This window comes from Streptantibioticus ferralitis, from assembly GCF_029223525.1.
Classification (GTDB): Bacteria; Actinomycetota; Actinomycetes; order Streptomycetales; family Streptomycetaceae; genus Streptantibioticus_A; species Streptantibioticus_A ferralitis.
Genome location: NZ_JARHTQ010000009.1, coordinates 207,434 through 224,699 on the forward strand (window position 1 = coordinate 207,434; position 17,266 = coordinate 224,699).

19 protein-coding genes, 2 tRNA genes and 1 other RNA gene are annotated in these 17,266 nt (G+C 69.7%); 17 read left to right on the plus strand and 5 right to left on the minus strand.

All coding sequences use genetic code 11. From position 1 onward, the window contains the following. Nucleotides 1-120: 120 nt before the first annotated feature. Nucleotides 121-208 (minus strand) — tRNA-Ser (locus P2L57_RS16865). Nucleotides 209-280: 72 nt separating this feature from the next. Here P2L57_RS16865 and ffs point away from each other — a divergent pair. From ffs to P2L57_RS16880, 3 genes are all read left to right on the plus strand, one after another. Beyond that, an RNA gene (gene ffs / locus P2L57_RS16870) (signal recognition particle sRNA small type) lies at nt 281-377 on the plus strand. A 166-nt stretch (nt 378-543) separates the two neighbouring features. Continuing rightward, entirely contained in the window at nt 544-840 is a 297-nt protein-coding gene (locus tag P2L57_RS16875; RefSeq protein WP_109454617.1) for a type II toxin-antitoxin system VapB family antitoxin, read from the plus strand. Between the two features lie 147 nt (nt 841-987). Then, a complete protein-coding gene (locus P2L57_RS16880; RefSeq protein ID WP_275815215.1) occupies nt 988-1,632 on the plus strand; it encodes a LytR C-terminal domain-containing protein in 645 nt (214 codons plus the stop codon). A gap of 207 nt (nt 1,633-1,839) precedes the next feature. Here P2L57_RS16880 and upp read toward each other — a convergent pair whose 3' ends face one another. Further along, complete coding sequence (gene upp, locus P2L57_RS16885; protein ID WP_275815218.1) at nt 1,840-2,475, minus strand: uracil phosphoribosyltransferase; 636 nt, start codon at nt 2,473-2,475, stop codon at nt 1,840-1,842. Between the two features lie 181 nt (nt 2,476-2,656). On the opposite strand from upp, the gene P2L57_RS16890 reads away from it, so the two are divergent. The 9 genes from P2L57_RS16890 to P2L57_RS16930 all read left to right on the plus strand — a co-directional run bounded on the left by P2L57_RS16890 (nt 2,657) and on the right by P2L57_RS16930 (nt 8,827). Beyond that, nucleotides 2,657-2,932, plus strand: a complete 276-nt coding sequence (locus P2L57_RS16890; RefSeq protein ID WP_275815220.1) for a hypothetical protein — start codon at nt 2,657-2,659, stop codon at nt 2,930-2,932. Between the two features lie 206 nt (nt 2,933-3,138). Beyond that, complete coding sequence (locus P2L57_RS16895) at nt 3,139-3,663, plus strand: tRNA adenosine deaminase-associated protein (RefSeq protein WP_275815223.1); 525 nt, start codon at nt 3,139-3,141, stop codon at nt 3,661-3,663. Beyond that, nucleotides 3,633-4,262: a tRNA adenosine(34) deaminase TadA gene (gene tadA / locus P2L57_RS16900; RefSeq protein WP_275815225.1), complete on the plus strand. Its 630-nt coding sequence runs from the start codon at nt 3,633-3,635 to the stop codon at nt 4,260-4,262. Before P2L57_RS16895 ends, tadA begins: the two co-directional genes overlap by 31 nt. Before the next feature lie 10 nt (nt 4,263-4,272). Beyond that, nucleotides 4,273-4,362, plus strand: a tRNA-Ser gene (locus P2L57_RS16905). Nucleotides 4,363-5,065: 703 nt separating this feature from the next. After that, complete coding sequence (locus P2L57_RS16910) at nt 5,066-5,230, plus strand: hypothetical protein (protein WP_275815227.1); 165 nt, start codon at nt 5,066-5,068, stop codon at nt 5,228-5,230. Nucleotides 5,231-5,351: 121 nt separating this feature from the next. Then, on the plus strand, nt 5,352-5,645 hold the full coding sequence (locus P2L57_RS16915; RefSeq protein ID WP_275815229.1) for a Dabb family protein: 294 nt from the start codon (nt 5,352-5,354) through the stop codon (nt 5,643-5,645). A 239-nt stretch (nt 5,646-5,884) separates the two neighbouring features. Beyond that, a complete protein-coding gene (locus P2L57_RS16920) occupies nt 5,885-6,937 on the plus strand; it encodes an RNA polymerase sigma factor SigF (RefSeq protein WP_425574855.1) in 1,053 nt (350 codons plus the stop codon). A 162-nt stretch (nt 6,938-7,099) separates the two neighbouring features. Next, nucleotides 7,100-7,990: an RNA polymerase sigma factor SigF gene (locus tag P2L57_RS16925; protein ID WP_275815233.1), complete on the plus strand. Its 891-nt coding sequence runs from the start codon at nt 7,100-7,102 to the stop codon at nt 7,988-7,990. 174 nt (nt 7,991-8,164) lie between these two features. Continuing rightward, on the plus strand, nt 8,165-8,827 hold the full coding sequence (locus P2L57_RS16930) for a hypothetical protein (RefSeq protein WP_275815235.1): 663 nt from the start codon (nt 8,165-8,167) through the stop codon (nt 8,825-8,827). Nucleotides 8,828-8,891: 64 nt separating this feature from the next. On the opposite strand, the gene P2L57_RS16935 is transcribed toward P2L57_RS16930, so the two are convergent. Then, nucleotides 8,892-9,113 carry a hypothetical protein gene (locus P2L57_RS16935; protein WP_275815237.1) on the minus strand — a complete coding sequence of 74 codons (222 nt, stop codon included), beginning with the start codon at nt 9,111-9,113 and terminating at the stop codon, nt 8,892-8,894. Nucleotides 9,114-9,178: 65 nt separating this feature from the next. Between P2L57_RS16935 and P2L57_RS16940 the strand changes: the two genes are divergently transcribed. The 5 genes from P2L57_RS16940 to P2L57_RS16960 all read left to right on the plus strand — a co-directional run bounded on the left by P2L57_RS16940 (nt 9,179) and on the right by P2L57_RS16960 (nt 14,852). Then, nucleotides 9,179-10,132, plus strand: a complete 954-nt coding sequence (locus P2L57_RS16940) for an aldo/keto reductase (protein WP_275815239.1) — start codon at nt 9,179-9,181, stop codon at nt 10,130-10,132. Between the two features lie 159 nt (nt 10,133-10,291). Further along, nucleotides 10,292-10,765 (plus strand): MarR family winged helix-turn-helix transcriptional regulator, encoded by a 474-nt coding sequence (locus P2L57_RS16945; protein WP_275815241.1) that lies wholly within the window; start codon nt 10,292-10,294, stop codon nt 10,763-10,765. 179 nt (nt 10,766-10,944) lie between these two features. Continuing rightward, entirely contained in the window at nt 10,945-13,383 is a 2,439-nt protein-coding gene (locus P2L57_RS16950) for an MFS transporter (RefSeq protein WP_486387833.1), read from the plus strand. 137 nt (nt 13,384-13,520) lie between these two features. Then, on the plus strand, nt 13,521-14,366 hold the full coding sequence (locus P2L57_RS16955) for a YceI family protein (protein ID WP_275815244.1): 846 nt from the start codon (nt 13,521-13,523) through the stop codon (nt 14,364-14,366). 21 nt (nt 14,367-14,387) lie between these two features. Then, nucleotides 14,388-14,852 (plus strand): PPOX class F420-dependent oxidoreductase, encoded by a 465-nt coding sequence (locus P2L57_RS16960; protein ID WP_275815246.1) that lies wholly within the window; start codon nt 14,388-14,390, stop codon nt 14,850-14,852. Between the two features lie 65 nt (nt 14,853-14,917). Here the strand turns inward: P2L57_RS16960 and P2L57_RS16965 are convergent, their stop codons facing one another. Further along, on the minus strand, nt 14,918-15,667 hold the full coding sequence (locus tag P2L57_RS16965; protein WP_275815248.1) for a TetR/AcrR family transcriptional regulator: 750 nt from the start codon (nt 15,665-15,667) through the stop codon (nt 14,918-14,920). Nucleotides 15,668-15,715: 48 nt separating this feature from the next. Further along, nucleotides 15,716-17,227 carry an MFS transporter gene (locus P2L57_RS16970; RefSeq protein WP_275815250.1) on the minus strand — a complete coding sequence of 504 codons (1,512 nt, stop codon included), beginning with the start codon at nt 17,225-17,227 and terminating at the stop codon, nt 15,716-15,718. Between the last annotated feature and the right edge of the window lie 39 nt (nt 17,228-17,266).

Here is a 17,266-nt window from a genome sequence, read left to right on the forward strand (position 1 = left end):
TCCCGCAGGGGGCCGCCCGCCCCCTGATCGCGGCAACTGCAACCCAAACTGCAACCCTCAACGCCGAAGGGCCCCACCGCGAACGGTGGGGCCCTTCGACATCGTGCCCGGTGAGAGCACTGGCGGAGGATACGAGATTCGAACTCGTGAGGGGTTGCCCCCAACACGCTTTCCAAGCGTGCGCCCTAGGCCTCTAGGCGAATCCTCCGCGGCAAACATTACAAGACTCCAAGGGGTGGTTGCGAACTCGATCCCCGGCGGGCCGATCGGGTACCCTGGGCACAGCCCCTCACGTGGCGCTATCTCGCTGAACCCCCCCAGGGCCGGAAGGCAGCAAGGGTAGGTGGGCTCTGGCGGGTGCGTGAGGGGTCTTCTCTTGCCCGGGGCGCGGAACGTGATCTTGCGAGGTGCGCCCGGGCCTGCGGTGATCCCTGTGGTGGATCTTGTGCGGTTCGGTTCCGGCCGCCGCGGCACTCCCGCGTACCGGCTCGCGCCGCTGCGGCGAGGCTGCGCCCGCACTGGCTTGGCCGGTAGGCTTTCCGTGTGATCTTCAAGCGCATCGGAAGCAGTCGGCCGTATCCCGACCACGGCCGCACGAGCACCCGCGAGTGGGCGGACGTCGCGCCGCGCCCGGTACGCCTCGACCAGTTGGTCACCACGAAGGGCCAGCTCGACCTGGAGACGCTCTTGGCCGAGGACTCGACGTTCTACGGGGATCTCTTCGCGCACGTCGTGAAGTGGCAAGGCGACCTCTATCTGGAGGACGGTCTGCACCGGGCCGTGCGGGCGGCGCTCCAGCAGCGCCAGGTGCTGCACGCGCGCGTCCTCGAGATGGACTGACCGGACGATCCGCGCCAGGGGGGAGTATGCCGGAAATGATCCGGACTGACCCTCCCTCAAGGGGTAATTGATCCTTTCGGGTTGACGGATACGCCATTCGTTGATCATCTAGTAGGCCCCGGCGGAATCCAGCACTACGCTGCGGCTATGAGCATGCTCACACCCCCCGGCATGGGCGGAAAGTACCGGATCACCGGGAACCAGTACCCGCGCATGCGGCGGCCGCGCAACAACCGCCGCATCGTGCTGTCCGCCGTCGCCGCCGTTGCCGTGGTCGGGCTGATCGGCTGGGGAACAGTGCAGCTCATCCATGTCTTCGGGGGCAGGTTCGGCAGCTCGCACACCACCGCCAGCGCCTCGCACTGCGCGGTCGGCTCCAAGGCGGGCGGAGCCCCGGCCAGCGTGCCCAAGCCCGCCGCCGTCACCGTCAATGTCTACAACGCCACGTCACGCGGCGGACTCGCCAAGACCACCGCCGACGAACTGAAGAAGCGCGGCTTCGCGGTCGGCAAGGTCGGCAACGCCCCGGCCGCCTACGACAAGAAGGTCAAGGGCACCGCCATACTGCTCGGCGGGCCCCCGGCGCAGGGGGCGCTCAAGGTGCTCGGCACCCAGCTCGCGGCCGCGGATGTGAAGACCGACCCGTCACGGACCGGCGCGGCCGACGTCGATCTGATCATCGGTGACGGGTTTGCCGCGCTCGATCCGCAGAAGAACGCGGACCAGGCGCTGGCCGCCCTCACCCAGGCCGCGCCCACGGCGTCGTCGCCGGGCCACGCCAAGGCCTGCTGAACGGCCGCCGGACGGCTCCGACGGCCGGCGGGGTCCGGTAGGGCCGCCAGGGCCCGTCCAGCGGATCTTCAGCGCCAGGTCGGTGGGATCTTCGGCACCGGGGCGCCCGCGGGCCGTGGCAGCGGCTGAACGCCGCTCGGCGCACCCCAGCGGGCAGCGCCGAACCGGCCGCGCCCGACGGTGGTCCGCCGGGCCGGCCCCGAACCGCTAACCAACCGTCCCGTACATCCGGTCACCCGCGTCGCCCAGACCCGGGACGATGTAGCCGTGCTCGTTGAGCCGCTCGTCGATCGAGGCGGTGACCACGGTGACCGGCTGCCCGGCGAGCTCGCGCTCCATGACCTCCACGCCCTCGGGCGCGGCCAGCAGGCAGAGTGCGGTCACATCGTCCGCGCCCCGCTCTATGAGCGTGTTGATCGCGGCCACCAGGGTGCCGCCGGTGGCGAGCATCGGGTCGAGCACGTAGACCTGGCGGCCGGACAGATCGTCCGGCATCCGGGTCGCGTACGTGGAGGCCTTGAGCGTGTCCTCGTCGCGGACCATGCCGAGGAAGCCGACCTCGGCGGTCGGCAGCAGCCGCACCATGCCGTCGAGCATGCCGAGCCCGGCACGCAGGATCGGTACGACCAGCGGGCGCGGATGCGAAAGCCGGACACCGGTGGTGGGGCAGACCGGCGTGACGATGTCGACCGGCTCGATGCGTACGTCACGAGTGGCTTCGTACGCGAGCAGGGTGACGAGCTCGTCGGTGAGCCGCCGGAAGGTGGGCGAGTCGGTGCGCTGATCGCGCAGCGTGGTGAGTTTGTGCGCCACCAGCGGGTGGTCGACGACGTGGATCCGCATGCCCTCGACATTAACTGAGGTTCAGGGGTGGAAACCGCCACCGGGGCAGGCGCGGAAGGCCGCCCGAGGGCCCCCTCCAGGCCGCCGCGACACCGCCGCGAGCGCCCGACGGGCATCAATCGCGACCTTGGGGGAAAGTGTGACGGTATGCCGTGCGTAACCGTACGTAGAGGTGGTAGCCATGGCTGAGCGGCGAGAGAGGCGCGACGGACAGCAGGGGCCGGTCGGCCCCGGCGCCGGGAAGTCCATGCCCGATCCCGCCGACCCGCCCGGGGCCTCGGAGCAATCCGCGGCCCAGGACACCACGGAGGACCACGACGCGGAGCGCAGGCGGCGGCGCGCCCTGTTCCTGCGCGAGTTGCACGAGGCCAAGGAGCTACGGGCCAGGGTGCAGCCGAGAAGGGCCCGCGCGGCCCGCGCGCGCGAGCAGATGCGGATGCGGACTTTCCGGTGGTGACGGCCCGCCCGGCGACCCGGGGTGTCCGCCGGTAACACCGCCAAACAGCCACCCGAGCGTCCTAAAAAGCCCGAAAAAACGTGCACGGCCTGGCACGACGCAGTGCGGAAGACCCTTCCCAACGCTTAGGTTTCTGCCACGATGCCGAGTGGGCGGGACATAATCCCGTCCGTCCCGGCACACCTAGGACCAGTGGGAGAGTCACGGTGTACTTCGCCGCACTGCTCGCGCGCACCGAGGACGGGTGGGAAGCGAGCGATACGGAGCTTGACGATGTGGAAGCCCTCACCGATCTGGTGGACCTCGCACGCGAGGACGCGGTCGATGAGGACACAGTGCTCGTCTTGATCGAGCAGGAAGACGCGTGGTTCGGCATCGTCCGGGTGGACGGCGAGGACGACCCGCGGATCTTCGTTTCGGACGCGGCCGCCGCGTCCCGCAGTTCGTACGGAGCCATGCTCACGGATGAGCTGCTGGGTCGCGACGCGGACGAGGTGGACGAACTCGACGCCCTCGATCTGGACGGCACCGAGGACGGAGAGGATGAGGATACGGAGGACGAAGAGGCCGCCGACGAGACCGGGCCCGTCCCGGTCGGACCGCTGGGCGACGCGGGGCTGCTGTCCGACCTCGCGGTGAGCGAGGACGCACTGCTGGCCCTCGACGGCGACGCGCTCAGCCAGATCGCCGACGCACTCGGATGCTCCGAGGTGCTGGAGGCCGTCCGCTGAGTACGGATCCACCCGCACGGCCCGGTCCCCACAGCGACCCGCTACGGGGACCGTGGGCCGCGCCCATGCGGCTCGCCCTGGAGGAGGCCGCGCTGGCACCTCGTACCGGCGATGTGCCGGTGGGCGCGGTGGTCCTCGGCCCGGACGGCAGCGTCCTCGGCCGGGGCCACAACGAGCGTGAGGCCAGCGGTGACCCGACCGCCCACGCCGAGGTACTGGCGATCCGCGAGGCCGCCACGGCCGTCGGGGAGTGGCGGCTGTCCGGCTGCACGCTCGTCGTCACCCTGGAGCCCTGCACGATGTGCGCGGGCGCCATCGTGCTGTCCCGGCTCGACCGGGTGGTCTACGGGGCACGCGACGAGAAGGCGGGTGCGGTCGGCTCCCTGTGGGACGTCGTACGCGACCGCCGCCTCAACCACCGCCCCGAGGTGATCTCCGGCGTACTGCCCGACGAGTGCGGCCGCCTGCTCACCGACTTCTTCCGCGGCGGCCCGGACCCCCGCGGCGGTGCCACGGACGGCGGTACGGGGGGCTGCACGGGGGCCGCTCCGGGGGCCGGGGAAGGAACCGATTTCAGCGCACGGCCCGGCGTCCGCTAAGCTCTCTCTCGGTAGCGTGTCCGAGCGGCCTAAGGAGCACGCCTCGAAAGCGTGTGAGGGGGCAACTCCTCCGTGGGTTCAAATCCCACCGCTACCGCCAGCACCCCCTCTGAGACGTGGAAACACGAACCAGAGGGGGTTTTGCTTGTGCCCCGATGTCCGTCGCCCGTGTCGTGACGTTCGCTTGTGCGCCCGTGTTCTGGCGCTCGCTCGTGCGCCCGTGTTCTGGCGCTCGGCCGTGCGTCTGAGTCCTGGCGTTCGCCTGTGCGCCGACGAACGCGGCAGCGGCTCTCGGCCAATCTCGGGCGCCGCCCGAAGAGCACTGCCGACCGCTGCCCTCTGGGAGCCTCAACCGCCCCTGAGCTCAGCGGACTTGCCGATACGAACGGATCACGGCGCGCGGGGCAACGCCCCCGCCCCACGCCATGACCAGCGGGCCGGGGCGGAGTGCGCACCACCGTACGGGAGGGGCCAGGGGGAGCGGCATCGAAGGGACACATCCGCTCCCCCTGACCGAGGAGGGCCTCCGGGCTCGGCCGTGGTCAGGGTGGGCCACGACGCGGCCCCCCGTAGGGAGGACCCCGTTCCGACCCGCCGGATTCCTGCCGGATCCGACGGGTTCATGAACCATTCTGAACGCTTCCCACACCCTTCGAGCTCGACAAAAGACCTGGGATCAGGGGACCTTGGACCGTAAAAGCGCGCTGAATGACAGGCTTGGACACTCGGTGGCTAGACTCTCGCCACTGCACGGTGGGGCGTAACCGTGGTCGGGCGCCACGGCTGGGGAGGCAGGGCAGGGAATGGCACAGGCGAAGAAGATAGCGATGTACATCCTCGTCGTCTTCGTGTTGTACACGATCATCACTTCCCCCGCGCGCGCCGCCCAACTGGTCCAGGTAGGGTTCGAGGGCATTTCAACCGCTGCCAAGGGCGTCGGGAAGTTCATGTCTCAGCTCGTCAACTGACATCGCGGCCAGCGGCTGGACCGGCCTGCGGGAAGAAACGGTTCATTTGCGCTGACCAGCCCCGCTCCTGGCCGACCCGAGCCCGTCGGCAGTCCGTCGTAACCGCCCGGAGGAGCGTCACATGATCCGTCACCTGGTTCTGTTCAAGCTCAATGAGGGCGTCGACCGCGACGACCCCCGCGTGATCGACGGTGTACGGGCGTTCGAGAAGCTCGGCGAGCAGATCCCCGAACTCGCCTCCTGGGAGTGCGCCTGGAACATCACGGACCGGCCGATCGCCTACGACTACGCGATCAACTGCACCGTCGCCGACCTCGATGCACTGGTCCGCTATCTGGAGCATCCCGCCCACCAGGCGGGTGTCGCACTTTGGCAGGAATTCTCCACCTGGGTGATCGCGGATTACGAGATCTGACGCGTCGCCGTACTTTTCTGAACACACAGCCCTCGCCCAGCGGCGGGGGCTGCGCCATGCCCTCAGCGGTTTCCCAGGCCGGACATCCGGTGGTCCCGTGACACCAAGAGTCACCCAACTGCCCACCAACACGGCACTTTACGGTGCTTGCACACAGTGGACATGTCTTGTGATGCTATGACCGCTTTTGCCGGATCAGTGACCGTCGATGGGTGGTGAGAGTCCTGGCCGCTCGAACCGTGCCTTCGCCGTCCACGACGCCCAGCGAACCCCGCACGGCCGAGCCGTGCGCCGCCGATCCCACCAGCACGGCGCCCTCCGCCGCGGCGCCCGCCAGCACGGAGCCAGCCGCCAGGGAGCCCGCCACCACAGAGCCGCCCGCATCGCCCCCGGAACCGACCGAACAGCATGCAGATCCGAATGCGGCGTATGCGGAATCGATCGAATCGGCTTCGGATTCGACCGCGGCCTCCTCGACAACCGAACATCCGGCCGCCGCCCCGCCGACCGGCCGAACGGCCCGCAGCAGCCGCGCCGCGGACGCACGCGCACTGACGCAGGTGCTGTTCGACGAGTTGTCCGGGCTGGAGCCGGGCACCCCTGAGCACGCCCGGGTGCGCGCCGCGCTGATCGAGATCAATCTGCCGCTGGTGCGCTACGCGGCGGCACGGTTCCGCAGCCGTAACGAACCCATGGAGGACGTGGTCCAGGTCGGCACGATCGGACTGATCAACGCGATCGACCGGTTCGATCCGGAACGCGGAGTGCAGTTCCCCACCTTCGCCATGCCCACCGTGGTCGGAGAGATCAAGCGCTACTTCAGGGACAACGTACGCACCGTCCATGTCCCCAGACGGCTGCACGAGCTGTGGGTGCAGGTCAGCGGTGCCATCGAGGATCTGACGGTGCTGCACGGACGGTCGCCCACGACCGCCGAGATCGCCGAGCGACTGGGGCTGTCCGAGGAGGAGGTGCTGGCCTGCCTGGAGGCCGGCCGGGCCTACCACGCGACCTCCCTCGAAGCGGCGCAGGAGGGCGATGGCGCGCCCGGCCTGCTGGACCGGCTCGGCTACGAGGACCCAGAGCTCGCCGGTGTCGAACACCGCGAGCTGGTACGGCATCTGCTGGTGCAGCTTCCGGAACGGGAACGCCGCATTCTGCTGCTGCGGTATTTCGGGAATCTGACCCAGTCGCAGATCAGTGCGGAGCTGGGGGTCTCCCAGATGCACGTGTCGAGGCTGCTCTCGCGTAGCTTCGCCCGATTGCGATCCGCAAATCAGCTCGAAGCGTAGCTGACGAGGACTAACGTCACCTGACAAATAAGTCGACATGGCGCTACAGCGCGTTGCCGACATGTGACATTCTGCTTGAACCGCGTTTGTCGCGGCTCGGCCTCCGGTATGCAGGGGGAGGAACCGTTGCTCGCGACCCGTCCGCGACCTCAAGGGGGTGGCATGTCCGTAGAAGTGGGCAGTCCGAAGGTGCTGGAGTCCGAGGCGCCGTTCGACGCCGACAACGCGGCGCCGCTCAGCGCCGACAACGCGCTCAGCCCCGACTCCGCGCTCAGCGCCGACACCGGCGCGGCCATCAACACGCGCACGCTGTCCCGCTCCCTGTTCCTGCGGCTCGCAGAGCTGCCGCAGGACAGCCCGGAGCGCGGCTACGTACGCGACACGCTGATCGAACTCAACCTCCCCCTGGTCCGGTACGCGTCGGCGCGCTTCCGCAGCCGCAACGAGCCGATGGAGGACATCGTCCAGGTCGGAACGATCGGCCTGATCAAGGCGATTGACCGGTTCGACTGCAACCGCGGGGTCGAGTTCCCGACCTTCGCGATGCCCACCGTCGTCGGCGAGATCAAGCGGTTCTTCCGGGACACCTCCTGGTCGGTCCGGGTGCCGCGCAGGTTGCAGGAGCTGCGCCTGGCGCTGACCAAGACGAGCGATGAGCTCTCCCAGCGGCTCGACCGGTCGCCCACGGTCTCCGAACTCGCCAGCGCCCTGGGGGTGTCGGAGGAGGACGTGGTCGACGGTCTGGCGGTCGGCAACGCGTACACGGCCTCCTCGCTGGACTCCCCGCCGCCCGAGGAGGACGGCGGCGAGGGTTCGCTCGCGGACCGCCTCGGCTACGAGGACAGCGCGCTCGAAGGCGTCGAGTACCGCGAGTCGCTCAAGCCGCTGCTGGCCCAACTCCCGCCCCGCGAGCGGCGGATCATCATGCTCCGCTTCTTTGCCAACATGACGCAGTCGCAGATCGGCGAGGAGGTCGGCATCTCGCAGATGCATGTCTCCCGGCTGCTCACCAGGACGCTGGCGGCGCTGCGGGACGGCCTGACGGCCGAATAGCCTGCGGGCTAGGCAGATCTGACGAAGCGTCAGTACACTGGCGCGATGCTTCGGACAGCCGACCGCCGGGGAATACGGAGGCGGAGCTCAGCGCCCGGGTCGAAGGCGCCGGGTTCCGCACTCCGAAGGCCGGGAACGGACAGCGGACGGGCCCTCCTGGCCACCTCGGCGGTCGTGCTGTGTCTGGCGGCCCTGGTGCTGGTGCTGACGTCCGGCGCGGGCCGTACGGGCGGCGGTGGCGGCGGCTATGTGGCGGTGGGCGGCGCAGGCGCCTCCGCCGATCCGGGCCACGCGGTACCGCCGGACGGCAGGGTGACCCTCGTACCGCTGGACGGCACGCCCACCACGGCGTCGTCGCCGGGGAACGCCTCGCCCTCGGCCGGTTCCGCCGCCGCTCGTAGCGGCGGCGCGAGTGCGGACACCGGCAGCCCGCGCGCCACGACGCCCCCGTCGACCAGCGGCGCTCCGAGCACCGCGCCCCAGGCACCGGGGACCCCGACCGCCTCCGTATCCCCCAGCGCGCCGGGGCGCCGGCCCGCGCGGCTGACCGTCAGCGGGCCGCGACAGGCCGCGACCGACCAGCGATGGTGTCAGGACGTCACCTTGACCCTCACCAACTCGCGTGATTATCCGGCGACTTCGGGCACGGTGACCTTCGCCACCCACATCATCGGTCTACTGGGCATCGACTGGGCGACCATCGACACCACCGAGAACGTGCCGGTGCCGATCGCCGGGGGTCAGCGGGTCGAGAAGACCTGGCAGATCTGCGTCGACGCCTGGCGGGTACCGCTGGGCATGCACATCGAGACCCGGAGCGTCACGCTCCAGGCCTGAGTCAAGACCGCACGGAATTGCCGCTGCTGTGCAGGGTCGCCCGTTATGGGGGGACCGGCGCGGGTTATCCCAGGGCGAAGTAGGCGATCGCCGCGATGACCAGCACCGCCACGACAACGCCCACGATCACACCGGTCCGGGAGCCGCCGCGCGAACTGCTGTACGTGGTCGCGGCGCCCGCGGCCGGTGCGCGCTCCGGGGTGGAGCCCTCGTCCACGAAGGCGCGGAACATCTGCGTGCTGCCCGCGGGGTCGGGGTTCTGCTCGGGGTTCTGGTAGTCAGCCATGACGCAGGACCCTAGCGAAGTCGGGAACCGGAATACCAGAGACCCCCGCGGCGCTGTAGCTGCCCATGGCACGTATCGGAAGTTCTGAGCTCGATGTCTTCCCGCTCGCCTTCGGTGGCAACGTCTTCGGCTGGACCGCCGACGAGAAGGAGTCCTTCGAACTGCTCGACGCCTACACGGCGGCGGGCGGCAACTTCATCGACACCGCGGATGCCTATTCCGCATGGGTACCGGGCAACTCCGGCGGTGAGTCCGAGGCCATCCTCGGCCGCTGGTTCGCCGCACGTGGCGCGAGCATGCGTGATCGGGTGGTACTGGCCACGAAGGTCGGCCAGCACCCCGACTTCCGGGGGCTGAAGGCCGACACGATCAAGGGGGCGGTCAAGCAGTCGCTGCGGCGTCTGCGGACCGACCACATCGATCTCTACTACACGCACCGCGACGACCCGGACACGCCGGTCGAGGAGTTCCTCGGCGCCCTGGACCATTTGGTCAAGGAGGGCAAGGTGCGGGAGATCGGCGCCTCCAACATCAGCGCCGAGCGGCTCGCCGAGGCGCTGGCGGCCTCCGAACGCGAGGGCCTGGCCAAGTACGTCGCCCTCCAGCAGCTCTACAACCTGGTGGAACGCGACCAGTACGAGGGCCCGCTCGCCGAGGTCGTCGCCTCGCACGGGCTGTCGTCGGTGCCGTACTACGCGCTGGCGGCCGGCTTCCTCACCGGTAAGTACCGGCCAGGGGCGCAGGTCGACAGCGCCCGCGCCGGCAGCGCGGGCAAGTACCTGGACAGTGCGCGCGGGCAGCGCGTGCTGACCGCCCTGGACGAGGTCGCGCAGGCGCGCCACGCCGAGGTGGCGACCGTGGCCCTGGCCTGGCTGGCGGCACAGCCGACGGTCGCGGCGCCCATCGCCAGCGCCCGCACCCTCGACCAGTTGCCTGCCCTGCTCGCCGTGGCGGAGCTCACACTGTCCACCGACGAGCTCGCGAAGCTCACCGCCGCTTCAGCCCCTGACCAGGCCTGACCAGGCCTGGTCAGGCAGTACACCGGGTGCCGCCCGCCTTCCTCGGGGGAGGCGGGCGGCGCCTTTGCGTCATCTTTACATATCAATGGCCGAATTCATTTGCGTGTAGCAACTAACCGGGTTTAAGGTTGCTTTAGGCAACTAGTGCTGGGGGTGCTCATGGTGACGCGGACACGGTGCGCGGATCTCGTACAGCAACTCAGCGCACTGACAGCGGTCAGCCGAGGGCTCGGCCGCGCGTTGCCGCCCGACTGCCCCGCCGCCTCGGCCGCGGTGCTCCGGATGCTCAGCCGGTACGGCGAGATGCGGATGAGCCGACTGGCCGAAATCCTGGACGTCGACATGTCGGTGACCAGCCGTCATGTCGCACACCTGGCGGCCCGGGGATGGCTTGACCGCCACCTCGATCCACAAGACAAGAGATCACGGCTGCTGCGCCTCAACCCACTCGGCGAGCAGGTCCTGCGTCAGGCGTCGGACCGCATCGCCGAGGAGCTCGCCGACCTCCTCCTTGACTGGACGGACGACGAAGTGGCGCAGCTCACTGTGCTGCTGGCCAGGCTGCGTGCGAGCTTCGACGGCTGCCGGCCAGGGCACCAGGACGCAGCAGCGGCCCGAAAAGCCATCCGTTGAGGGTGCGCACACACAGAGGTTTCCCGGGGGGCCGCCCCACAGGTGCCCTGGACGAGTAAAGGATGACGATGGCTTCAACCACACCAGCCGGTGTGCGGGAGGCGGATCCGAAGCGCGGAGCCCATCGGGCCCACGGGTCCCACGGCACGCACGGCAACCACGGGGACCACCTAGCCCCCATGTCCCACCGGCAGATCATGGAGGCGCTCTCCGGGCTGCTGCTCGGGCTGTTCGTGGCGATCCTGTCGTCCACGATCGTCTCCACCGCCCTTCCCACCATCCTCGCCGACATCGGTGGCGGACAGGAGGCCTACACCTGGATCGTCACCGCGGCACTGCTCGCGGTGACCGCCACCACCCCGCTGTGGGGCAAGATGTCGGACCTGGTGAGCAAGAAGCTCCTGGTCCAACTGGCCCTGGTGCTCTACATCGTGGCGTCCGTCGTCGCCGGTCTTTCGCAGAACGCCGGCATGCTGATCGCCTGCCGAGTGGTGCAGGGCATAGGCGCGGGCGGTCTGTCCGCCCTCTCCCAGGTGATCATGGCCGCGATGATCTCGCCGCGGCAGCGCGGCCGTTACAGCGGCTACCTCGGTGCCACCTTCGCGGTCGCCACCGTCGGCGGCCCGCTGATCGGCGGTGTCATCACCGACACCAGCTGGCTCGGCTGGCGCTGGTGCTTCTACGTCGTCGTTCCCTTCGCGCTGATCGCGCTGGTCGTGCTGCAGAAGACCATCCACCTTCCGGTGGTCAAGCGGGAGGTCAAGGTCGACTGGCTGGGCGCGTTCTTCGTCACCGCCGCGGTCTGCCTGCTGATGGTCTGGGTCACCCTCGCCGGGGACAAGTACGACTGGCTGTCGTGGCAGACGTACGTCATGGTCCCGGGCTCGGTGGTGCTCGGCCTGATCTTCCTGCTGGTGGAGTCCAAGGCGAGTGAGCCGATCATCCCGCTGCGGCTGTTCCGCAACACCACGATCACCCTCACCTCGCTGGCCAGCGTCTTCGTCGGCGTCGCGATGTTCGCCGGCACGGTCTTCCTCAGCCAGTACTTCCAGTTGGCGCGCGGCAAGACTCCCGCGATGTCCGGCGTGCTGACCATTCCGCTGGTGGTCGGACTGTTCGTGGCCTCGATGGCCTCCGGGCAGATCATCACCCGTACCGGCCGCTGGAAGGCGTTCCTGGTCTCCGGTGGCGTCTTCCTGACCGCGGGCGGCGGGCTGTTGAGCCTGATGCGGTACAACACCGCGTACTGGCAGGTCGCCGTCTACATGGCCCTGCTCGGCCTCGGCATCGGACTGATGATGCAGAACCTGGTGCTGGCCGTGCAGAACCAGGTGGCCCCCAAGGACCTGGGTTCGGCCAGCTCGCTGGTGACCTTCTTCCGGTCGCTCGGCGGTGCGGTCGGCGTGGCCGCGCTCGGCGCGGCGCTCAGCAACCGCATCACCCACTACGCGAAGGAGGGCTTCGCGGCGCTCGGCGTTCCGATGCCCGCTTCACAAGGTGGCGGGGCCAACATCCCGGATCTCAAGAAGCTTCCGCTTCCGATCCGTACGATCGTCGAGAGCTCCTACGGGCACGGCATCGCGGATGTCTTCCTCTACGCCGCGCCATTCGCGTTCGTCGCCTTCCTCCTGGTGCTGTTCATCAAGGAGGTACCGCTGAAGACCGCGAGCGGTCTGCAGCAGACCGCGGGAGTTCCCGCGCACGACAGGGCGGCGGCGGACGCCCCCGTCACCATCCCCGCGCCGGCTTCGGAGTCCGAGCTGGTCGCTGTGGCCGCAGCCGCCGATGCTCAGCCGGTCACCGTGTACGCCTCGGCGGGCTCCGGCCCGTCCGGCGAGGAGGTTCCCATGAACGGCATCACCATCCACGGTTCCGTCCGCAACGCCGAAGGCGTGGGCGTCGGTTCCGCCAACCTGACCCTGATATCCCTGCAGGGACGGCAGTTGGGCCGCGCCCAGGCCGGGACCGACGGCGGCTACTGGGTCGCCGCCCCGGGCGCGGGGACGTACGTCCTGATCGCGGCCGCCGACGGGCACCAGCCGCAGGCCGCCACCGTGGTGGTGGGTGACGCACCGCTCGGCTACGACATCGTGCTGTCCGGCACCAGCGGTCTGGCCGGTGTGGTGCGCGACGCGGCCGGCGGAACGCCGGTGGACGGTGCGATGGTGGTCGTCACCGATGTGCGGGGTGAGGTGCTGGCCACCGCGAAGACCGCTGAGTCGGGCACGTTCACCTTCGAAGAGCTGCCCGCGGGCGTCTTCACGCTCGCGGTCAACGCGGCCGCGTACCGCCCGGCGGCGCTGCCGGTCGAGGTCGGTGCGCAGGGGATCACCCGCGTCGAGGTCGAACTCGCCTCCGGCGCGCATCTGCAGGGCACGGTACGGGCCGGTGCGGACCAGCGTCCGATGGCCGACGCACGGGTCACGCTGATCGACGCGGCGGGCAACGTCGCGGGCACGGCGACCACCGGTGAGGACGGCTCCTATGCCTTCACCGATCTGAACGCGGGCGACTACACGCTGATCGCCAGCGGATACCCGCCGGTCGCCCGCACGCTCGTGGTGGACGGTCCGGGCGAGGACGCCTTCGACGTCGAGCTCGGCCACCCGGCCGAGTAACCGAAGCGACTGGCGGGCGCGCACAGCGGAGACGCGTACCGCCAGTTCGGGGGAGAACGGGTTCCGGCCGACGGCCGGAGCAGGGGACGGCCGAGGCCGTCCGGCCGGAACCCGTGACCAAACGATCAGGAGATGCAATGACCACGCACACGGGTGAGGGCAACACCGGACTTCGGGCCCGGATTCGGACCAAGGACGGCTGGGCGGTGCAGCACGCGGTACTGACCGTAACGGATATGACGGGAAGTCAGGTACAACGGGCGACCGCGGACGACGACGGGGTGGTACGGACCGATCCGCTGCCGCCGGGCGCCTACACGGTGATCGTCACGGCCGTCGGCTACCAGCCGGCCGCCTCGACGGCGATCGTCAGCGCCGCGGGCCGGGCGGACCTGGGCAATCTGGTCCTCGCCCGGCAGGGCGGTGTCGAACTGCCGCCGCCGGGCCCGTGGACCATCGACCCGGCGCACTCCTCGGTCGGCGCGGTCGCGCAGCACCTGGGCATCTCCAGCGTGCGCGGCCACTTCACCGAGTTCCGCGGCCAGATCACGATCGCCGAGAACGTCGAGGAGTCGTCGGTGGTCGCGGCCATCACCGCGGCGAGTATCGACACCGGCAACAAGATGCGCGACGACCACCTGCGGTCCCCCGACTTCCTGCACGTGGACGTCCACCCGGAGATCACCTACCGCGGCACCGGCGGCGTCACCCCGGCCGGACCGGACCGCTGGACGGTGCACGGCGAGCTGACGATGAACGCGCTCACCCGCCCGGTGGACCTGGACCTGACCTACCTGGGCACCGGCCCCGACCCGTGGGGCGGCACCCGGGCCGCGTTCCGCGCGACGACGGAGCTGCGGCGGGAGGACTTCGCCATGAACTACAACCAGGTGCTGCAGGCGGGCATCGCCGCCATCGGTACGACGCTGCGCGTGGAACTCGACATCCAGGCGGTGCAGGGCGAGTCACTGCCGATGGCCTGAGCTTGGTCGTAGAGTGCGGACATGGCACCGCACATCGCTACCAACACCACTGTGGACCTCGGCCAGTTGCTGGAGTTCGCCCGGCCCAGGCACCGGGCCGTCCTGCTGACCACCCGCGCGGACGGGCGGCCCCAGGCCTCCCCGGTGACCTGCGGCGTGGACGACTCCGGGCGGCTGGCCGTCTCCACGTATCCGGACCGCGCCAAGGCCCGCAACATCCGCCGGGATCCCCGCGCGTCGCTGATCGTCCTGTCCGACGACTGGAACGGGCCCTGGGTACAGATCGACGGCACCGCGCAGGTCGTCGACCTGCCCGAGTCGATCGAGCCCCTGGTCGAGTACTACCGCAACATCTCGGGCGAACACCCCGACTGGGACGAGTACCGGGAGGCGATGCGGCGGCAGGGCAAGTCCCTGATCCGGGTCACGCCCGAGCGGTGGGGGCCGATCGCGACCGGAGGCTTCCCGCCGGGCATGGCGCAGTAGGGCCGAACCAGCCGCGCCCCACCGGGAATCCGCCAGGAATCCGCCAGGAATCCGCCAGGAAGGCCCTACCCCCGGTCGCGCATTACCTCGATGCCCGCGATGACGCACTCCAGCGCGACGGTGAAGTCGCGGTCCCGCGACTGCGCCATCGGCATCTTGGTGCGCAGGTCGATGAATTCCGTGAGGTCCTGGTACTGGGGACGCTCACGCACCGCGTCCGCCATCTCATGGAACAGGTCGTCCTCGCTGGCACCGGTGCTGCGGCACAGCTCGGTCCAGCGGCCTTCCACCGTGCCGTAGCCGTAGACGAACTGGTAGACGGCGGCGAGGGCGCCGGGGATCATCTCCGGCGGCAGTCCGGCGCGTTGCATCACCTGGTGGGCGACGGTGCTGAACGCCACCGACTTCGGGCCGACGTTGGCGTACTCGCCCATCAGACGGGACGCCCAGGGGTGGGTGGCGAGCATCCTGCGGTAGCTGAGGGCGAGTTCACGCACCGTGTCGCGCCAGTCGGCGGCCGCGTCCCCGGCGGGCAGCGGAACCTCGCCGAACGCCTCGTCCAGCGCGTACTCCAGCAGGTCGTCCTTGTTGTCGACGTACCAGTAGACGGACATCGGCGTCACGCCGAGTTCGGCGGCGAGGCGGCGCATCGAGAAGTTCTGCAGGCCATGGGCGTCCAGCAGGCGGACCGTGGTCTTGACGATCTTCTCGTGGTCCAGCCCGGCCGGCTGCTCCGACCTCTTGCGCCTGCCCCCCGCGCTCTCGTTCAGCCACACGCTCGCTTGCGGCTTGCTGGCGCGGGGGGCGGGGGCCATGGCTTCTCCTCGGTCGGGCTTCGGCAACGGTGCGCTGCGTAGGTGATGCTAAGCCGCGACCTCGGCCAGAGCCGGGCTCTGGCGGTCGGAGTCGGTACGGTCCGCGCGGTGCAGGAGGAACGCCGCGAGCAGACCACCGGCGAGAACCGCGGCCGCACCCATGAGTTGGCTGGTGCTCACTCCGGAAGAGAACGCGTCGGCGACCGCGGTGCGCTGCCGCGGACCGTGCGCGGCGGCGAGGGCGGCGGGCAGCGAGCCCGCGCCGATCGCGGCCGGAAGGAGCGCGGCGAAGCGGGAGTTGAGCACCGCGCCGAGCACCGCGATACCAAGTCCGTTGCCGAACTCGGTCAGCGTGCCGTTGACGCCCGCGCCGATACCCGCCCGCTCCGGCGGAATCGCGCTCATCAGCGCGGCGCCCATCGCGGGCATGGCCAGCGCGATGCCGATCCCCATCAGGATCAGGCCGAGCAGCATGCCCTGGTACCCATGCCTGCCGAGGACCGAGACCAGCGCGAGGCCGATCGCCAGCAGGCTCATGCCCACGACGACGATCCTCGCCGTACCGATCCTGCCCAGCAGGCGGGCGCCGACGCCCAGGATGTTCAGCAGCGCGATGCACGCGGCGAGCGGTGCGGTGCACAGGCCCGCCTTCAACGGCCCGTAGCCGAAGACGAACTGCAGATGCTGGGTGAGCAGGAAGAACGATCCGCCCATCCCGAAGGCCACCAGGATCCCGCCCGCGACCGCCCCGACGAAGCGGCGGTTGCGGAAGAACCGCATGTCCAGCATCGGGTGCGAGGTGCGGCGCTCCCACAGCGCGAATCCGGTGAGCGCCGCGACGCCGATGAACACGGGGAGCAGCGCTTCGGAGGACGTCCAGCCGTGGGCGGGCCCCGAGATGATCGCGTAGACCACGCCCACCATGCCGACGGTGGACAGCAGTGCGCCCAGCAGGTCGGGGCGCTCGCCCAGCGGGTTCTTCGACTCGGGGATCAGGCGGGCGACGGCCACCAGCCCGATCAGCGCCACCGGGACGTTGATCAGGAAGACCGATCCCCACCAGAACCGGCCGAGCAGCGCGCCACCGATCAGCGGCCCGGCGGCGAAACCGAAGGTGAGGACGGTGCTCCACAGGCCGATGGCCTTCGTCCGCTCCTGGTCGTCGAAGACCTGGATGATCACGGCCAGGGTGGTGGTCATCAGCAGTGCGCCACCGATGCCCATCCCGGCGCGGGCGGCGATGAGTTCGCCGGGGTTACGGGAGAACGCCGCGAGCAGGGAGCCCAGGCCGAAGAGGCAGAGCCCGGTCATCAACCCGAGCTTGCGGCCGAAGCGGTCGACGGCGCTGCCGACGGCGAGCAGCAGACCGGACTGGACGAGCGAGTACGCGTTGATCATCCACTGGATGTCCGCGGTGGTCGCGCCCAACTCCTTGGTGAGGGACGGGATGGCGACGTTGAGGATGGTGTTGTCCAGCAGGACCGTGAGCTGCGCCAGACAGATGACGCCGAGGATCAGCCAGCGGCGGGGGTGTGGCTGGTGAGCTGTGTCAGAGGTCAAGGCGGCTCCTTGTAAGGCGTACGGGACGGTGCGGTGCTG

Coding starts and splice junctions, on each gene's coding strand:
- P2L57_RS16880 (WP_275815215.1), top strand. CDS start 988: ATGAGCATGCTCACACCCCCCGGCATGGGCGGAAAGTACCGGATCACC.
- upp (WP_275815218.1), bottom strand. CDS start 2,475: ATGCGGATCCACGTCGTCGACCACCCGCTGGTGGCGCACAAACTCACC.
- P2L57_RS16890 (WP_275815220.1), top strand. CDS start 2,657: ATGGCTGAGCGGCGAGAGAGGCGCGACGGACAGCAGGGGCCGGTCGGC.
- tadA (WP_275815225.1), top strand. CDS start 3,633: ATGCTCCGAGGTGCTGGAGGCCGTCCGCTGAGTACGGATCCACCCGCA.
- P2L57_RS16910 (WP_275815227.1), top strand. CDS start 5,066: ATGGCACAGGCGAAGAAGATAGCGATGTACATCCTCGTCGTCTTCGTG.
- P2L57_RS16915 (WP_275815229.1), top strand. CDS start 5,352: ATGATCCGTCACCTGGTTCTGTTCAAGCTCAATGAGGGCGTCGACCGC.
- P2L57_RS16925 (WP_275815233.1), top strand. CDS start 7,100: ATGTCCGTAGAAGTGGGCAGTCCGAAGGTGCTGGAGTCCGAGGCGCCG.
- P2L57_RS16935 (WP_275815237.1), bottom strand. CDS start 9,113: ATGGCTGACTACCAGAACCCCGAGCAGAACCCCGACCCCGCGGGCAGC.
- P2L57_RS16940 (WP_275815239.1), top strand. CDS start 9,179: ATGGCACGTATCGGAAGTTCTGAGCTCGATGTCTTCCCGCTCGCCTTC.
- P2L57_RS16945 (WP_275815241.1), top strand. CDS start 10,292: ATGGTGACGCGGACACGGTGCGCGGATCTCGTACAGCAACTCAGCGCA.
- P2L57_RS16950 (WP_486387833.1), top strand. CDS start 10,945: ATGTCCCACCGGCAGATCATGGAGGCGCTCTCCGGGCTGCTGCTCGGG.
- P2L57_RS16955 (WP_275815244.1), top strand. CDS start 13,521: ATGACCACGCACACGGGTGAGGGCAACACCGGACTTCGGGCCCGGATT.
- P2L57_RS16960 (WP_275815246.1), top strand. CDS start 14,388: ATGGCACCGCACATCGCTACCAACACCACTGTGGACCTCGGCCAGTTG.
- P2L57_RS16965 (WP_275815248.1), bottom strand. CDS start 15,667: ATGGCCCCCGCCCCCCGCGCCAGCAAGCCGCAAGCGAGCGTGTGGCTG.